General features: G+C 41.0%; 13 protein-coding genes. 3 read left to right on the top strand and 10 right to left on the bottom strand.

Translation table 11 applies throughout. The features are described from left to right. Positions 1–20: 20 nt before the first annotated feature. The 5 genes from BLQ57_RS09635 to BLQ57_RS09615 form a co-directional block, all read right to left on the bottom strand. Positions 21–2,057: a M3 family metallopeptidase gene (locus BLQ57_RS09635; RefSeq protein ID WP_087939120.1), complete on the bottom strand. Its 2,037-nt coding sequence runs from the start codon at positions 2,055–2,057 to the stop codon at positions 21–23. Positions 2,058–2,220: 163 nt separating this feature from the next. Further along, complete coding sequence (locus BLQ57_RS09630) at positions 2,221–4,641, bottom strand: zinc-dependent metalloprotease (RefSeq protein WP_087939093.1); 2,421 nt, start codon at positions 4,639–4,641, stop codon at positions 2,221–2,223. A 62-nt stretch (positions 4,642–4,703) separates the two neighbouring features. Then, a complete protein-coding gene (locus BLQ57_RS09625; protein ID WP_087939094.1) occupies positions 4,704–6,797 on the bottom strand; it encodes a helix-hairpin-helix domain-containing protein in 2,094 nt (697 codons plus the stop codon). Then, entirely contained in the window at positions 6,794–7,609 is an 816-nt protein-coding gene (locus BLQ57_RS09620; RefSeq protein ID WP_087939095.1) for a PorV/PorQ family protein, read from the bottom strand. Before BLQ57_RS09620 ends, BLQ57_RS09625 begins: the two co-directional genes overlap by 4 nt. An 83-nt stretch (positions 7,610–7,692) precedes the next feature. Then, on the bottom strand, positions 7,693–9,138 hold the full coding sequence (locus BLQ57_RS09615; protein ID WP_240507783.1) for a POTRA domain-containing protein: 1,446 nt from the start codon (positions 9,136–9,138) through the stop codon (positions 7,693–7,695). Positions 9,139–9,196: 58 nt separating this feature from the next. Between BLQ57_RS09615 and yidD the strand changes: the two genes are divergently transcribed. Continuing rightward, on the top strand, positions 9,197–9,421 hold the full coding sequence (yidD, locus tag BLQ57_RS09610; RefSeq protein WP_087939096.1) for a membrane protein insertion efficiency factor YidD: 225 nt from the start codon (positions 9,197–9,199) through the stop codon (positions 9,419–9,421). Here the strand turns inward: yidD and BLQ57_RS09605 are convergent. The 5 genes from BLQ57_RS09605 to BLQ57_RS09585 are packed head-to-tail and all read right to left on the bottom strand — an operon-like array spanning position 9,418 to position 14,630. After that, positions 9,418–10,524 carry a prolipoprotein diacylglyceryl transferase gene (locus BLQ57_RS09605; protein ID WP_087939097.1) on the bottom strand — a complete coding sequence of 369 codons (1,107 nt, stop codon included), beginning with the start codon at positions 10,522–10,524 and terminating at the stop codon, positions 9,418–9,420. The two genes, yidD and BLQ57_RS09605, sit on opposite strands and share 4 nt — an antisense overlap. 10 nt (positions 10,525–10,534) lie before the next feature. After that, positions 10,535–12,364, bottom strand: coding sequence for an NAD(+) synthase (gene nadE / locus BLQ57_RS09600; RefSeq protein WP_087939098.1), 1,830 nt, complete (start codon positions 12,362–12,364; stop codon positions 10,535–10,537). Positions 12,365–12,375: 11 nt separating this feature from the next. After that, on the bottom strand, positions 12,376–13,116 hold the full coding sequence (gene rnc, locus BLQ57_RS09595; RefSeq protein WP_087939099.1) for a ribonuclease III: 741 nt from the start codon (positions 13,114–13,116) through the stop codon (positions 12,376–12,378). Between the two features lie 7 nt (positions 13,117–13,123). After that, the gene (fabF, locus tag BLQ57_RS09590; protein ID WP_087939100.1) at positions 13,124–14,374 is read right to left on the bottom strand and encodes a beta-ketoacyl-ACP synthase II; all 1,251 of its coding nucleotides are present in this window, start codon (positions 14,372–14,374) and stop codon (positions 13,124–13,126) included. Between the two features lie 19 nt (positions 14,375–14,393). After that, entirely contained in the window at positions 14,394–14,630 is a 237-nt protein-coding gene (locus tag BLQ57_RS09585) for an acyl carrier protein (RefSeq protein ID WP_024282156.1), read from the bottom strand. A gap of 151 nt (positions 14,631–14,781) precedes the next feature. Here BLQ57_RS09585 and BLQ57_RS09580 point away from each other — a divergent pair, with 151 nt between their 5' ends. Together BLQ57_RS09580 and pyk are read left to right on the top strand one after the other, a co-directional pair. After that, a complete protein-coding gene (locus BLQ57_RS09580; protein ID WP_087939101.1) occupies positions 14,782–15,210 on the top strand; it encodes an IPExxxVDY family protein in 429 nt (142 codons plus the stop codon). Positions 15,211–15,213: 3 nt separating this feature from the next. Further along, entirely contained in the window at positions 15,214–16,638 is a 1,425-nt protein-coding gene (gene pyk / locus BLQ57_RS09575; protein ID WP_087939102.1) for a pyruvate kinase, read from the top strand. Positions 16,639–16,826 lie beyond the last annotated feature (188 nt).

Genomic DNA, 16,826 nt, shown 5'->3' with positions numbered 1-16,826 from the left:
GGGAGTAGCAATTTTTAAGCCTATTTAGCAAGCAAACCAGCTCTTCTCAATAATGCCTCTGGTTTGGGGTCTCTACCTCTAAATCTCCGATAAAGTATGCTTGGATGGACCGATCCTCCTGAGGAAAGGATGTTTTTGGCAAAAGACTGAGCAGTTGCCCTGTCAAAAACTCCTTTTTCTTGGAAAAGCTCAAAAGCATCTGCATCCAAGACTTCCGCCCATTTGTAGCTATAATATCCAGCGGCATATCCTCCCTGGAAAATATGAGAAAATGAAGTACTCATCATAGTTCCTTCTACTCTTGGAAGCAATTCGGTCTTTTCCATAACCGATTTCTCAAAGCTAGCGATGGTTTCAATGTTATCAGGATTCTGACTGTGATAAGCCATATCCAAAAGTCCAAAGCTGATCTGTCTTACCGTTTGATAACCTTGCTGAAAATTTGCGGATTTTTTGATTTTCTCGATCAGTTCTTCGGGGATTTTTTCACCCGTCTGATAGTGCTGTGCAAAAAGATCCAAACACTCCTTTTCGTAGCACCAGTTTTCAAATATCTGGGAGGGAAGCTCTACAAAGTCCCAATATACGCTAGTGCCAGAAAGGGAAGAATACCGGCCATCTGCCAGCATGCCGTGAAGGGCATGTCCAAACTCGTGGAATAGGGTAGTCACCTCGTTAAAGGTGAGTAGACTGGGCTTGCTTTTGGTAGGTTTGGTAAAGTTACAGACGATAGAAACATGGGGTCGGAAGTCTTCATTTCCCAATTTGTATTGTGATCGATAGCTCGTCATCCAAGCTCCATTTCGTTTACCCGACCTTGGGAAGAAGTCTGCATAAAATACAGCAATGTGCTTTCCGGCTTCATCCTTGACCTCATAGGCTGTTACATCAGCGTGATAGACGGGGATCTCTGGATTTGCGACGAAGGAGAGACCATAAAGTTTCTCTGCAGTCTGAAAGACCCCATTGACCACTTTTTCCAATTGGAAGTAGGGACGTAGTAGTTCGTCGTCTAACTCGTAAGTTTCCTTTTTCAAAAGCTCTGAATAATAAGCAAAATCCCATTTTTCAAGACGGTCAATTGCGTCTAGTTTCTTGGCGAATGCCTCAAGCTCACGGACTTCATTCTTGGCTTTGGGTTTGGCTTTTTCAAGAAGATTTTCTAAAAAATCTAAAACCGACGGTCCACTTTTGGCCATTCGCTCTTCCAAAACAAAATCCGAATGGCTTTTGTAGCCCAACAGGTTTGCCCGTTGGTTTCGTAATTTTAAAATAGCTTTGATCACCTCTTGATTGTCAAGCTCATCTCCTTTGCAGGCTTTGGTGTTATAGGCTTTGAAAAGCAATTGTCGAAGGGAACGATTTTTCAAGTACATCATCGCAGGGATGTAGGAAGGATAGTCTAGTGTGAAGGCCCATTGACCAGGTTTGCCTTTTTCTTCAGCAGTTTGTGCAGCGGCTTCTTTTATTCCTTCAGGAAGTCCATCGACCTCTGACTCATTCTTTACAAAATGCACAAACCGATTGGTTTCAGCCAATACGTTTTCTCCAAATTTTAGAGAAAGTTGAGCCAGTTCTTGATCGATTTCACGTAGCTGTCCGGCCTTTTCTTCATCCAAGTTGGCTCCATTTCGGACAAAAGATTTATAAGTTTTTTCCAGTAGGGTCAGCTGCTCCTCTGAAAGGTTTAGTTGTTCGCGCTGATCAAAAACCTGTGCTACATTTTTGAATAATGACTGATCAAGTAGGATGTCGTTGGAATAGGAAGTTAAAAGAGGAGAAATTTCCCGAGCTAGTTTTTGAATTTCATCATTAGTCTCCGCGGAATTCAAATTGAAAAAGATTCCTGATACCACGGAAAGCTGTTTTCCAGACCTGTCGAGTGCCTCGACTGTATTTTGGAAACTTGGAAGTGCCTCTGCTTTGATTTGTTCGATCTCAGCTTTTGCCTCAGAGATCAACTCTTTGATGGCAGGAAGAAAATCTGCCGTCTTTATTTGTGAAAAAGGAGGTGTTTGAAAAGGGGTAGAAAAAGGGGCTAAAAGCGGGTTGCTCATAGTAGATAATGATTTTGAAATTAAATGTAACTGACTGTATGATTTTAGAACATCAAATCGCTGACTCGGTTCCAAATTTACCCAAATGATTTCAGTTTGATCCAAAATTTTAAGGATCAAAAAACTAAGGAGAAAAAAAGCCGGGAAATTTCCCGGCTTGGTATTAAAATTCTAAATCACAACTCATGATTTCTGTACCTATTGGAGCTCCATCAGGAATTTTCAGAGGAGATTGGAGTGTGAGTTCCTCAGGTAAAGACAAATAAGCCTCTATTTTCTCATTCAGATAGGCTCTATGAGCCGCGAGAGGTTGTGATGTGGGTGCTTTTTGGTTTTTTAACTCTTTGAGATGAAATCTCGCCAGGGCTCTTACTGTCTGAGAGGCTCCGGAGTCTTTAGAAAGGCCGATTAAAGCATCTACATATTTTGACTCTGTCATCAATTTAATTTCACCTTTGAGTCCATTGCCCATTGTACCAGCGAATACTTGGCTGCTTATTTTTTTGAAATAATTCTCCAAGCCCATTAATTCAGTATTTTGTAATTGCTGTAGATAGATTCTATTGACCCTTCCTGTCTCAAGCATTAAGCTCATTGCCAGATCGATAACGCTTTCTGCAGGAGCAATGGGATCAAAAACAGGACCCATTCTCGAAACAAACGTTTCTCTATTTCTATTATATCCAAAGGGTCTTGGAGGAATCAAATCTAGAATGGACTGAGGCACCTCAAGTTGGTCGGGTGAAATGGCATACATCAAAGCATCCAAAGCCTTGCTTTGATCAGCTGCATTTACCCAGTTGTGTCTAGGTTGATTGTCTCCTTTGATCTTATATGTGTAATCTACGCCCCCAAGGATTTTGCTTGTGGCTTCTACTTGGAAGCGATGCATAAGGTATAGAGGGACCAAAACTTCCTCTAGAAGAGCCTCTGGAGTACCGTTTGGAATAGCATTCAGGCCGAAGCTTTGTAGTTTAGATGATCTCAATTCTAGCATTCTCATAAGTTCATCGGGTGCTGAGGCACCGTTGTCCCAAAGATGTGACCTTGGATGGACACCACTAGGATCTCTAGAGTCTGAGTCTGTTATGAATTCGTGTCCTGCTTCAAATGTTCTTTCTAGGGTAGTTTGAAGGAACTCCTCTTCCGTTTCTCCACTTTCTGGGTATCCATATCCGTATTTGATGGCCCATTTATCCCAATCCCCTATTTTGTCATCGTAGGCATTGTTTAAGTCTAAATCACCATTTGAACTTTGAGTGATCATTGGGTAGGGGTAATCCATCACAGAGGATCGGCCGTTGGCGGAAGTTGCATAGCTATGAGAAAGACCGATAGTATGTCCGATTTCATGGGCTGAAAGTTGCCTTAATCTCGCCAGCGCCAATTCCAGAAGTTTAGGGTCTGCTTCCGTTCCAGTCTCGAAAGGCTGAAGGAGGCCTTGTGCGATTAAATAATCTTGACGAACTCTTAGAGAACCCAAGGAGACATGTCCTTTGAGTATTTCACCTGTACGCGGATCTCTGACACTACTTCCATAAGACCATCCCCTGGTAGATCGATGGACCCATTGAATTACATTGTATCTCACGTCCATTAGGTCTACTCCTTCGGGTGCAATTTCTACCCTAAAGGCATCTTTGAAGCCTGCTGCTTCAAAGGCTTGATTCCACCAGTTTCCTCCTTCAATGAGTGCAGTAGCAACTGGCTCGGGTGTGCCTCTATCCAAGTAATAAATGATAGGTTCCTCTACTTCGGAAACAGCCGCAGTGGGATTTTTCTTGATCAGTCGATGTCTTGATATGAATCTCTTGACTATGGGGTCAGAGATAGCAGTAGTAAAATCCATATAGCTGATGGAAAAGTATCCTGCTCTTGGGTCAAAAGCTCTCGGTTTGTAGTTGTCATCTGGGAGTTCGATGAAGGAATGTCTCATGCGTACGGTCACTGCATCAGGACTGGGAGTGACTGAGCGAATTAATCCGCCATTTGCATTTCCTGTCAAAGTGATGGTGGCTTCTACTTCCGTGTTTTTGGGAAAATTTTTGGTAGTGGGATAATATAGTCCAGATCGAGAAGCATCCGTTCGGTAGCTTCCTTGTCTTCGTTGATTGAGACGTTCAGCTACTCCATGGGCATCCTGCATATAAAAATTTGTCGCGTCTACGATAAGCTTTTCTCCCTCTTTTTGTACGATTTCAAAACCCCAAAGGATCGATTCCGCAAAGGCATCTTTTACGGATTTCACCTCATAATCATTTTCTGAATAAGCTCTAAAATCATAATTTTTATGAACCAAAAAGACCTTATTTCCAGATCTTCTGAATTCTACTATTCGGGTATTACCTAATTGTCCTCGGTCTAAGCCCAAGTCATTAGATCCTACTCCAGCAGTAAGGGAGTTGACATAGAGAAATTCATTCTCTAACTGTTCGATTTCTAAGTAAATTTTGCCTTTATCATGATCTAGGTAGAAATTTACAAAGCCCTCTTTTTGATCTAGCGAACTTAAGTCCACTTTCTGCGCATATACCGTCAGAAAAGACAAAAAGAGAAAAAGGAGAGTGGTTGGTGTTTTTTTCATAGGAACAACTTTGGTGACAAATTATCAAATAAAGGTCTATTACAGATACCATTGATGGAAATTTACCGATTAAAAAGGTACCGAAGAAGAACTGTGGTTTCTGAAATGGTATTTCCCTCAATGGTTTGAAGCCCTGAACTGATACGGCTTCTATCGGTGTAGGTAGTTTTAGCGTACCGGAAATACAAGGTAAGCTTTCTTCCCAAGTCCATTTCTCCTATAAGGTAGTATCGTTGACCTTGACCAAAGAGTGCAGGAATAGAAAAGGTCCAAAGTACATGGTTTTCGAAGGCGTAAAGGCGATTGTCATATTCCAAAGCATCGAAAAGTGCATAGCGTCCAGTGATTTTCCAATTCTTAGCCCCATACTTGATGTCTTGAAATATCAAAAATCCATGAGTTCGCGATTTCATTTGTTCAAAACTGCTCCACAATATTCTCGACCGAAGATATAATTGAGGGTTGACTTGGTATTCAAAACTCCATAATCCATTTATTTTATTGACCGAAGTGGGATTATATGTCAATTGCGGTTCACCAGAATCAGGGGAATTTCTTAATTTTTGCTCCTGACGAATTTGGATAAATGTAGTCATCTCTCTCGATGGTCGGAAGCTCACTCTGCCCAGCCACTCGGATCCATTGGAAGGAGAATATACTCTGAATTTAAGCCATGGAAACCGAAAAAAATCATAGTAGCCATTGATCTTCCATTTTTTATTAGGTCTGATTTCTATTCCTAAGTAGGAACCTCGTTCATTAATTGGTCTTGTATTTTCTGAAAAAGCATTGCCATAGAAACTGTGAAAATTTCGATCGTAATTTCTCCAAAGAAATGAAAGGTCAATTTTGGGATCTAAACTGCTGACAAATCCAGCGACTATTCCTTTCCCCCCTGATCTTGAAATGGCAGACTCTCCGAAAAAATTAAAATTTTTCCAATTCCAATTCACGTAAAAAGATCCAATTTGATTGCTTCTTCCGGCAAATTCATATTGATTGTAGGGGCGAGGATCACGCTGCCAGTTTTGTCCGAAATGGCTATGCAAAAAGTTTACACCACTATTCCAGAGCCCATTTGCAGCAGTATAAGTAAGGTTTAATCCTATACTTTGTTCTCTGAATTGATTTTTGGTCGATAGTTCGCTCGGCGTCCGATGAAGTCCACTTTGATTGAAGGAGCTAATTCTGGCAGGTTCTGCAGCTAAAGAATCCAACGCTTCAGCTCCACGGCCGTCTCGGGGGGCGTGGGAGAGGAGGATAGTACTTGACCAGTTTCCGAATTTCCTAGTGGCAGCAACACCTCTAAAGTAGCCAAACTCCAAGGCTGCAGTGTAGGGGATCAAGCCTACACTACTTCTCCTCACCGTGGGAACAGTCTCGGCTCCTTTCCCCAGGGAGTAGCCAGCTCCAAAGACAAGCCCCTGCCCAAAAGATGCTTGAAAGTCTCCTGCTGTAATAGTTTTCCATTTTCCTACCTCATACCGCGTAAAATGAAAGGAAAAAAAATTGAAACCGTATCGCGCGGTGGATCTGTCCCAGATAAATTGCTCTCCGGCGTCCTTATCCAAGGTGAATCCCAAGCTAAAATCTTTGGCGTGCTGTGACCTAAATCGAAGATAAAGGTCGTTTGGATCACCTAAGTACCTTGAGGAAATACGGCCTGTAGAGCTAGTGTCAGGCGGAGTGAAGCCTCTCCGCTTTTGCCATATTCTTCTGTGCCTAAGGATAAAGTAGCTCTGCTCCTCAGAGGCTAGACGACTCAAAAAAGGCTTACTTTGCTGATTTGTGGATTGTAGCGTGAGGAATGGTGCAATAGATTTGATCAGCGCTTGGTCAAAGCCAGGAATAGCTTGCAATTCATAAAGGGAGAGTAAAGGGCCAAATTGGTTTCTGTAAGAAAGTAAAGAATTAATCTGGCGCGGATTTAGAATCGAAAATTGCTGTAATTCTTCAGCATTAGCCTGATTTAAATCCAATGGGTTAAGATAGAGCTGAAGGAGCAGCTCATAGATGGATTCATAATCCAGCTCTTCATCTTGCACGGGAAATATCCGTTCGATGAGGATATCCAAGTCAACTTCTTCCTTTGGAGGACTTTGTCCAAAAGCTGAGGAAAAAAGTAGAAGGCAAAGAATAAAAACAAAGCGATTCATCGAAATAAATAAGATAAACTGAAATGATTTGTACTGCCTAATGCTTGGTTTTGTCCTCGAGAATAATCAAACGCGAAGTTTTCGTGGAGGAGGCCAAATCCAAAAAAAAGTTTGGAGGGATTCGAATTTATTCCAGTTCGTAAATGAAGCCATTTTTGGAAATTATATGCTACACCCACTTTTATGACAGGATCTTGTAATATGTCTTTTTCTACTTCTCCGTAAAGATTTACAGAGGGTGCAGGACGATATCGAACCCCAAGTTGAATAGCAGTCGGTAGTCGACTCTCGGATAGCTTGCTGATTTTACTTCTTCCCAAGTTAGTGATATGAGCTCCTATGAAAAAGTCAGGGCTCAGTTCGCTGATGCCACCTAAGGAGATTACAGGAGTGCCACTACTTCCAAAACCTTCAATTTGAGTTTGAAACCACTCCATTTTGACTCCGATTGATGTGATCCCCAGCGTGTTTGAAAAACCTAGCCCGACGGTTTGCTGATTGAATAGCTTTCCTCCAAATCTAGAAATGGATAAGCCAAGAGTTCCTCTACTGGTTTTAGTGGCAGCTGCTAAATTATAGGTGTTGAGTTCCTTAAGATTATACCTCTGATCAAAACCAACGGCTATCCCGCCATGCTCAAGACGATCAAGTGCACCTATATTGTTGAAAACTGACCAGATGTCAAGTCCTTGAACACGTAAATTGCCCAAACCCTGACTTTTGGCCCCATGCACCTGGGTCAAAGGGTCTGTTTGTGCTTGAGTGTAGAAAATTACCCAACAGCAAAGCCAAGAAAAAATTATCTTTTTCATCACTTTGAGTAAAAAGTTGAACTATAAGTTAATTAAAAAAGAAAAAATTAGAAAATATCAGTTTGGAAATTTCTAATAATTAGTCAAAAAGGAGCTTTGATGTTGAAAAAGAAATTGGCTCCTCCGGTATTATTCAAGGAGTATTCGAACCTGAAAACGGAATCATAGAGTCCGACCATATCAATTCCCAGACCGTATCCGAAAAGGTACTGATTGGTCAAGGCAGCATTTTCAGGGAGATTGTTGCGGTCTTTAACATAGCCATGATCAAAATTGGCACTGAGATAAAACTGAAAGGGAATGATGCTGAATTCCTCTAGGGGCATGGTTCTCGATATATCAAAAGCCCAATCGATAAATTTCCATCTGAAGCTATTCTTGTGAACATAGAGCTGCTGTCCTTCTATGACATTGAGCTCATAACCGCGAATGAAGTTCGGTGAATAGCCAATCCCTCTTACCAAAGTATAAGGTTGCCTTGAGCTCAAAAACCAATTGGTGGTTAATCCTGTGGTAAAGTGAAATTTTTCGCTGAATTTGAAATATTTGTTGGCAGTCAATGTGACTTCAGCCTCCCCGATTTCTTCATTGGCGAAGAGTCCGTATTTAGTAGCAGTTACCTGCAGTAGCTCACCTTGTGTAGCATAAGCTACATTGTCTCGCTTATCGTGTCTAAAGGAATAGGATGCCCAAAAATAATTCAGCCTATTGTCATCATGCTGAAAATAGTTCGGATTTTCATTTAATACGTCGGGGTTGATCCAGGTTCTGTTATGCCCAAGCGTGAAAAAATGAAAATTATAAAAAGTTCTTCTGAAGGTATATCTTAAGGCAGCTGAGAAATTTTTTCGTAGAACGTCTTCTGTCTCATTGAAGTAAAAAACCTGTCGATTGTTTACTGATCGAATTGGGATGGTCTTTTGATCAAAGAATGTCAGTTGAGCGGCCAATCCATGTTTTTGTTTTTTATCGATATAAGGTTTGCTGTATTGGACATCCAAAGCCTTGGTGAAACCTAGCTGCCCAGAAAACCTCAATTTTTCATTTCTTCCCCCGACATTGGAGTGAGAGAGTCTTAGACCGTAGTTTACTCGGGAAAAATCCCTCTGCTGATTGGTCCACCATTCTGAGAAGTTTCTGTCGGCCAATTGAAAAATGACTGAAGGAACCACATACCAGCGTTCTTTTACAGCTATTAAGACCTCTACCTCATCTGTACCGGTGAGTAGTGGAGTGATTTCCACTGAAGTGAAGAGCCTAAGGTTGTAGATTTTTTGCTGGTCAGAATTAATGATATCAAGGAAGGTACTCCAATCGTAATAAAATCCGGTTGTAAAATCCAGTTCTCTTAGAATGATATCTTTTTGGGTTTTTTCATTTCCGATGATAAAAATCGTATTGACTTTTACGCTGTCCGGTGTGTCTATTTTCACAGGCGAATAGCTGGTATCCTGAGCCCAAAGCACTGAGTGACTAAAACCCAGTCCAAGAAAAGCTAAGATTAAGATATGTTTAATTCTGATTTTCAATTGGAATTAAGTCTCAATACTTTTGGTTTAAATTTATACACAACAGCCTACCGACGGTATGTTTAAAAACTTATTTCGAAAAATCGCCATCTTTCCCATTTTGGTTTATCAATATACGATTTCACCCCTTTTTCCTTCTACTTGTCGGTATACACCTACCTGCAGTCAATATACGAAAGAAGCTATCCAAAAGTATGGGCCATTGAAAGGTGGTTGGCTTGGAATCAAGCGTATCGCGAGCTGTCATCCCTGGGGAGGCCATGGTCATGATCCTGTCCCTTAAGCTCTTTTGGTTGTAATTTTATTAGTTCTCAATGCGCGGATTACCAGGAAAACTCCTCCTATCACTAGAGGAATACTTAATATTTGTCCCATATTGTATTTCATCGCATCTTCAAATTCTACCTGGTTCTCTTTTAAGAATTCCCATACAAAGCGCATTCCAAATACGGTAATCAAGAAAATCCCAAGTAGTAATCCTTCTGGAACTTTTTCTTTATACTTAAACCATATCGCCAACAGGAAAAGAAAGATGGCAAAGTAAGATAGGGACTCATAAATCTGAGTGGGATATTTTGCTCTGCCAAAGGTTTCCACAGTCGCGATGAACTTGCCCTGCTGTTCAATGATATTCAATCGTAATTCTGATTCAGGCTCTTCGGCGAAGTAGGTTTTAGTCGAATTAAATTGTGTCAGTGCGTATTTAATATCACTGCGTAAAGTAGACTCCAGATTTTCTAAGGTGAAGTTCCCTTTTGAAATTTGAATTTCAATATTGACCGGTACAATCCCATTACCCTGTAATTCATTTTCCCTATTATCAGGTTTGTAAGCTTCGATAGACTCGATGGGGACTCTTAGAGACTCTAAAATTTCTTCTGCTGACCTGGCATAGACAAAACCAGAATCAGAAAGTGTGTCTTTACCTCCAATTTCTGAATTCATCAAGTTTCCAAAGCGAATCAAAGCTCCTGTCATTGCTGTGACTATTACTATTCGATCTACTATCCACAGGTAGCTTTGTCCGGGGGTCCTTTTGGCATAAAGCCAAAGTGCAAGTAAGATCGCAATAGCAGCTCCATGAGATGCCAAGCCCCCTTCCCATACTTTCAAGATGTCAATGGGGTTGCTCAAGTAGCGTTCTGGCTCATAAAACAAGACATGACCAAGGCGTGCACCTATAATGGTAGCTAGTACCATATAAATGGTTAATTTATCTACTAGCTCTTCTTTTTGGCCTTCTTTACGAAAGAAATAAACCATAAACTGCTGGGAAATTATAAATCCCATAGCAAAAAAAAGACTATACCACCTCAGTCGATCAAAGCCAGAAAATACAGCTGGATTGGGGTCCCATACGACATAATTCAGAAAGGAATCGATCATAATTTTTGATTCAGAGTTGTTCTAGTAATTCTAATTCTTCAGCAAACCCTCCGGAAAGAATGGGGAAGCGACACCAGGTTTTTGGATCTATGTTAAACTGATCCAAATGGAAGGATGGTGCATATCGTTCGCGTTTCCATTGGTTTCTTGACCAAAGTTGAAAGAATTTTTTGATATAGCCTTTCAAAACTGGCTTTTCTAGGGATAGTTCTTCTCCTAGGATTAAATAAATGTCTAAAGGAGATCTTCTGTCACGAATGGCAAGTTTCTCGATTTCAACAATTACCTCATAGGGCATGAGGTCTTTTTCATCTGTCTGAGAATTTTCTTGAGGCCTGAGTTCTGCAGATGGCTGCAGTGCATTGACCTGAGCAAGACCTGAGCGATTAAGGTTTTTTTCTGCCCACTTGAGCCAGTGGAGAATAAAGTGTTTGTCTACTCCAGCTATTGGCGAGATACTTCCGCTCGTATCTCCATCCATAGTCGCATATCCTACATCTCCCTCACTTCGATTGGAGGTGGAAAGGAGCAAGGCGCCTTTGATGTTAGCCAAAAGCCAGATAATGGGAGACCGCGATCGTGCCTGAATATTTTGAAGCGCGATATCGTCGCTGTCCCATGTAAGTTTTCTACCTAATACATTTTCTATTTTCTGCGTGTAGGATAGAACTTCTTCGTCAATGGTCCAATGGTAAAATGTAGCCCCTAAACTCTCCGCTAGGTTTTTAGCACTTTCAAAGGTTTCTTGGGATGAATTTATTGTCCCTTGGTAAGCTGTGATTAAGAGTTGGCTCATCAGTGATTGCTCGGATTGATTTTCACTCGACAATCCCAATCGTTCGCAAAATCTCGATATTCCGAGTTCTTTAATTCCTCTTCTGACCATTTCTGCCACCAATACTGCGATACTGGAAGAGTCCGCTCCTCCAGACAGAGAAAGCACAAAGCCTCTGCTTTTACTTTTCCTGAGATAATCATGCAGGCCTAAGGCAGAAGCCTGAGTGAACTCCCATTCTTTTTCTAGCAGGGGGGCAATAGCTTGAGGTTTTGGATCCAAATCAAAAGGTACGATTTGAAAATCTTCGAAGGAAAGTAGCTGATTTCTTCCTAATATTTCTCCCTGATGGGAAAGCACGCATTCTCCGTCAAAAATCATCCGGCCTGCTTCATTTCCCAACAGATTGACGTAGCAATAATAACAATCAAACGTTTTACTGCTGAATTCAATGAGTTCTTTTCTCTCCCAGGTTTTACCCATTGCAAAATGACTGGCACTTGGGTTGAAAATCAAATCAATCCCTCTTTTTTGAAGCTGATAGCCTGGACGAACAGGGCCACGCCATGCATCTTCGCAGATTTCAAAGCCGTACCTCATTGTTCCATGTTGGAAAATTTGATCACCAAAGGGCACTTTCTCTCCAAAAAAATCAAAATCAATAAGTCGATTGGATTCCCATGGCGTAAACCAACGAAACTCATAATGAACTCCATCGATGGCCATGAATTGCTTAGCGACAAACCCTTCGAGTTTGCCATCCTTGATGATGGCCATTGTGTTATAGACTTTATTCTCCAACCGGACCGGTAAGCCTACAGCGACGGTGATGTCTTTGCAATGAGGAATTAGAGCATGTAATTGATCTAGAGCTTTATTGGGAAACCAGATACTCAAAAATAAGTCCTCGGACCCATAGCCGGTTATTGCCAATTCGGGAAAACAAAGAATATCTACCTGCTTCGTTTTGGCTTCTTCTATTGCAGAGATAATTCTTTGGAGGTTGCCTTTCCAGTCAAGTGGTGTTTGATTTATAGGACCTCCGGCGATTTTAATAGCGGCCATTCAAGTGGTTGTTAAGTAGGTATTTTTAAAGTTTCACAGGCATTCTTAGAAGCTTCCTGCTCGGCTTTTTTCTTGGTAGAGCCTTTTCCTTGAGAGGTTTTATTGCCTTCTACCTCGAGGGCAACAACAAATTCCTTGAAGCGTTGGTTGCCGTTTACTTGAATTACTTTGAATTCGACTTGTTTGTTTTCCCGCTGTGACCATTCGATTATTTTCGACTTGTAATTGGTGGTCGCAGCAATCATTTCCTCTAAGTTAAAATGAAGAAGAATACGTTTGAGTACGAATTGCTTGGTGAAATAATAGCCCTTGTCTAAGTAGATGGCACCTACAAAGGCTTCCAGCATGTCTCCATAAAGGGATTTGTTAGCGTTGAAATTCCTGTCCCCTAGGAGTTGGTCTAAGATGTTTTTGAGGCCAATTTTAATTCCTGCTTCATTAAGGCTTTCTCGATTGACTAGTTTGGAGCGGGACTCTGTCAAAAAACCCTCGTCCCTGAAAGGGTACTTTTGGAATAAGTGTTCAGCTACGATCATTCCCAATAAAGCATCTCCTAAAAATTCCAAACGTTCATTTGATATCCGAAAACCTTTGGCGTTTTCCTCAGCGAGTCCGGCAGGAGTGAGGGCGAGCTGATACAAGGAAACGTTAAAAGGCTTGCTACCAATCAGGAGTTTGATTGATTTTGCAAGCCTTTTTTCTTTTTTACTCAGAAAGAGAAAGTGAAATCCGAGTTTCTGAAAGAGTTTCAAACCCTGATCAGTTATGTTTTTTGAAAATGACGGAACAGTTATGTCCACCAAATCCAAAAGTATTACTTAGCGCATAGCTTATTTCTCGGGATTGTGCCTTGTTGAATGTCAAATTCAATTTAGGATCAATAGCTTCATCATCTGTGAAGTGATTTATGGTCGGCGGCACTAGGCTGTTTTTAATGGCCAAGATGCAAGCTATAGCTTCTATCGCACCAGTGGCACCCAACAGGTGTCCTGTCATGGATTTGGTGCTGCTGATATTCAGCTTGTAGGCATGCTCTCCAAAGACATTTTGAATGGCTTTAACTTCTGAAAGGTCTCCTAATGGTGTAGAAGTTCCGTGCACATTAATATAATCAATGCTCTCAGGAGATAGATTTGCGTCCTTTAGTGCTGCTTTCATCACACTGCTAGCCCCTAATCCTTCTGGATGCGGTGCTGTGATGTGATTAGCATCAGCTGACATTCCTCCACCAACAATCTCAGCATAGATTTTAGCTCCTCTAGCGACGGCGTGCTCGTATTCCTCTAGAATAAGGGCTCCAGCTCCTTCTCCCAACACAAAACCGTCACGATCCTTGTCAAATGGCCTGGAGGCTGTTTCCGGGGAGTCATTTCTTTGCGACAATGCTTTCATCGCGTTAAAACCTCCGACACCTGCTTCAGTCACAGTCGCCTCAGAACCTCCACTGATGAATAAGTCAGCTTGTCCCAATCGAATGTAGTTAAATGCGTCAATAAGGGCATTAGTAGCAGATGCACAAGCGGACACGGTGCAGAAGTTTGGTCCTCTAAATCCATATTTGATGGAAATGAACCCCGCACTAATGTCTGCAATCATTTTTGGGATAAAGAAAGGATTAAACCGAGGAGTACCATCACCAAGGGCAAAATCAGTCACCTCATCCTGAAAAGTACGCAATCCACCAATACCAGATCCCCAAATCACACCGGCACGGGATTTATCGATTTTGTCAAGATCCAGACCTGAATCCGTCATGGCCTCATCCACAGAGATCATGGCATATTGGGTGAAGGGATCCATCTTTCTAGCTTCTTTGCGATCAATAAACTGTTCTACGTCGAGATTTTTTACTTCGCAGGCAAATTGAGTCTTAAATTTAGAAGCGTCGAACTTAGAAATTGGTGCAGCACCACTTACACCCATGGACAATCCTCTCCAGAATTCCTCTGCAGTATTGCCTATGGGGGTAAGGGCACCTATACCAGTTACAACAACTCTTTTTAAATTCATGGAATGAATTTAGGGGTTATTATTTTACGTTAGCTTCAAGGTAGGAAACAGCCTGTCCCACCGTACCGATTTGCTCAGCCTGATCATCTGGGATAGAGATGTTGAATTCCTTTTCGAATTCCATGATAAGCTCTACGGTATCCAAAGAATCAGCTCCCAAATCATTGGTGAAGCTAGCTTCCATAGTGACTTCAGACTCTTCAACGCCCAGTTTGTCAACGATGATGGCTTTTACTTTTTGTGCAATTTCAGACATTTTGTGATCAGTTTAGTTAATAACACTTCGCAAAGAAATATATTTAAAAGCTAATTGACAAAGAAATGGCAGAAGTAAATTTTTGATCGTTTGTTCTTTTCGTTGAGTTGGATTTTTATTTCTACCTTTGTTTTGCTCCATATCCGCCTCTATGAAGAAGGTAAAGCTACAATTTGATCACATTTATGACTTTGAAATTTTAGGCCTTATGTCTCCTGTGAAAGAGTACAAAATGGCCTGGCTGATAAATCGTGAATTAGAGCTGGATTTGATTAAAACCGAGGACCTAGAAATCGAGTTTGTTTCAGGTCCAATGCTAAAAATTTCACAATATTTCCTTTCTTTACCACATGGATATGTTCAATTGCTGAAAAATAAAGCCGTCAATTCCACCCATCAAGTCGCTTATCTTATCCCAGAACTGAAATACATGGATTATTTTCTCCTGGTTCAAGACCATACTTTTCTGATCGACATCAATACCTTCGCCAACAAACTGGCGAGGGTCTCCTTTATTCAGAACGTAATGAAACTTGATATCACCAAAATTAAATCAAAAGAAAACCTATTAACTTATTAATCAATGAGTCATTTTAACAAAACCAAAATATTGGCTACGATTGGGCCTGCTTCCAATAATTACGAAACCATCAAAAGTCTAGCAGCAGCAGGAGCCAATGTCTTCAGATTAAATTTTTCACATGGTACTCATGACATACACCAGGAAGTGGTCAAAATCATCCGAGGAATCAACAAAGAGCTCAATTGCAATCTAGGAATATTACAAGATCTTCAAGGACCCAAAATCCGAGTTGGTGAAGTGGAAAACAATGGGGTCGAAATCAATCCGGGAGATCAAATCACCATCACCAATGACCCGGTAGTGGGTACAAAGTCACTTGTAAGTACAGTATATCAAAATTTGCCCAACGATGTGGAGGAAGGTGATCGGATTTTGATTGACGATGGTAATCTGGAACTAGTGGTGAATTCTACTGACGGTAAAAATGTCAATTGTACAGTGATTCATGGAGGTGTTTTGAAATCAAGAAAAGGAATCAACCTTCCCAACACTAAAGTTTCCGCTCCTTCATTGACAGAAAAGGATTTAGAAGATCTAGAATTTGGACTTGCTCAAGAAGTGGATTGGATAGCGCTATCTTTTGTAAGATCGGCAGAAGACATCCATGATTTGAGAGAGCGTATTCAAAAGGCCGGTAAGTCTTGTAAAATCGTAGCTAAAATCGAGAAGCCGGAAGCCTTGGAAAATATTGATGCGATTATTGAGGCCACAGATGCTATCATGGTGGCTAGAGGAGATTTGGGAGTAGAAGTACCTATGGAAATTGTCCCTCTTTGGCAAAAACGAATGGTAGAGAAGTGTAAGCTCGCTTGCAAGCCTGTCATCATTGCTACTCAGATGATGGAGAGTATGATTGTAAATCCAAGGCCTACGCGTGCAGAAACCAATGATGTAGGCAACGCAGTGTTAGATGGGGCAGATGCTGTGATGCTATCTGCTGAGACAGCATCAGGAAACTACCCAGTTCATGCTGTGAAGGCAATGAGTAGTATTATCAGCTACCTAGAGAGTAATGCCGATATATATCATAACCTTTATAAAATCAGTGATGCTGATCAAACTTTCCTGAGTAATAATTTGATTTTGATGGCTGCCAGACTTTCCAGAAATGTGAAGGCAAAAGCAATTGTAGGTATTACTTCCTCGGGTTTTACTGCATTCCGGATTGCTTCGCATCGACCCAAAGCCAGTATTTTTGTGTTTACTAGAAATGAAAAGCTGATTACGCAAATGTCCCTAGTTTGGGGTGTAAGGGCCTATCATTACCAAAATCAAGTGTCCACTGATGCTACTTTTGAGGATATTGAAGATAAATTGAAAGAAGATGGACATGTAAACACAGGCGATATTATCATCAATACTGCCAGCATGCCACTTAAAGCCAAGGGTAAAACTAATATGCTTAAAATTCATCTTGTAGATTAGAATTTTATAGACCTATTAGAAACGGCTGTCTTAATTTAATTTGAGGCAGCCTTTTTTGATTTGTTTAATCCAAAGCTTTTTGAAGAAATTAGAGATAGATTTACCCAAAATTGCTTTTTAACCTCACTATTCGACAGTTCAACCTGAAAAATCGACAGTTCATAAAAAATAAATAATCAATTCGTCAT

It is taken from the genome of Algoriphagus faecimaris (genome assembly GCF_900101705.1).
GTDB classification, from domain to species: domain Bacteria; phylum Bacteroidota; class Bacteroidia; order Cytophagales; family Cyclobacteriaceae; genus Algoriphagus; species Algoriphagus faecimaris.
This window is presented reverse-complemented; position numbering and strand designations above follow the sequence as displayed.

What these genes read in the sequence shown, in the direction of transcription:
- BLQ57_RS09635 (WP_087939120.1), bottom strand. Translation starts at nt 2,057, where the DNA reads ATGAGCAACCCGCTTTTAGCCCCTTTTTCTACCCCTTTTCAAACACCT.
- BLQ57_RS09630 (WP_087939093.1), bottom strand. Translation starts at nt 4,641, where the DNA reads ATGAAAAAAACACCAACCACTCTCCTTTTTCTCTTTTTGTCTTTTCTG.
- BLQ57_RS09625 (WP_087939094.1), bottom strand. Translation starts at nt 6,797, where the DNA reads ATGAATCGCTTTGTTTTTATTCTTTGCCTTCTACTTTTTTCCTCAGCT.
- BLQ57_RS09620 (WP_087939095.1), bottom strand. Translation starts at nt 7,609, where the DNA reads ATGAAAAAGATAATTTTTTCTTGGCTTTGCTGTTGGGTAATTTTCTAC.
- yidD (WP_087939096.1), top strand. Translation starts at nt 9,197, where the DNA reads ATGTTTAAAAACTTATTTCGAAAAATCGCCATCTTTCCCATTTTGGTT.
- BLQ57_RS09605 (WP_087939097.1), bottom strand. Translation starts at nt 10,524, where the DNA reads ATGATCGATTCCTTTCTGAATTATGTCGTATGGGACCCCAATCCAGCT.
- nadE (WP_087939098.1), bottom strand. Translation starts at nt 12,364, where the DNA reads ATGGCCGCTATTAAAATCGCCGGAGGTCCTATAAATCAAACACCACTT.
- fabF (WP_087939100.1), bottom strand. Translation starts at nt 14,374, where the DNA reads ATGAATTTAAAAAGAGTTGTTGTAACTGGTATAGGTGCCCTTACCCCC.
- BLQ57_RS09585 (WP_024282156.1), bottom strand. Translation starts at nt 14,630, where the DNA reads ATGTCTGAAATTGCACAAAAAGTAAAAGCCATCATCGTTGACAAACTG.
- BLQ57_RS09580 (WP_087939101.1), top strand. Translation starts at nt 14,782, where the DNA reads ATGAAGAAGGTAAAGCTACAATTTGATCACATTTATGACTTTGAAATT.
- pyk (WP_087939102.1), top strand. Translation starts at nt 15,214, where the DNA reads ATGAGTCATTTTAACAAAACCAAAATATTGGCTACGATTGGGCCTGCT.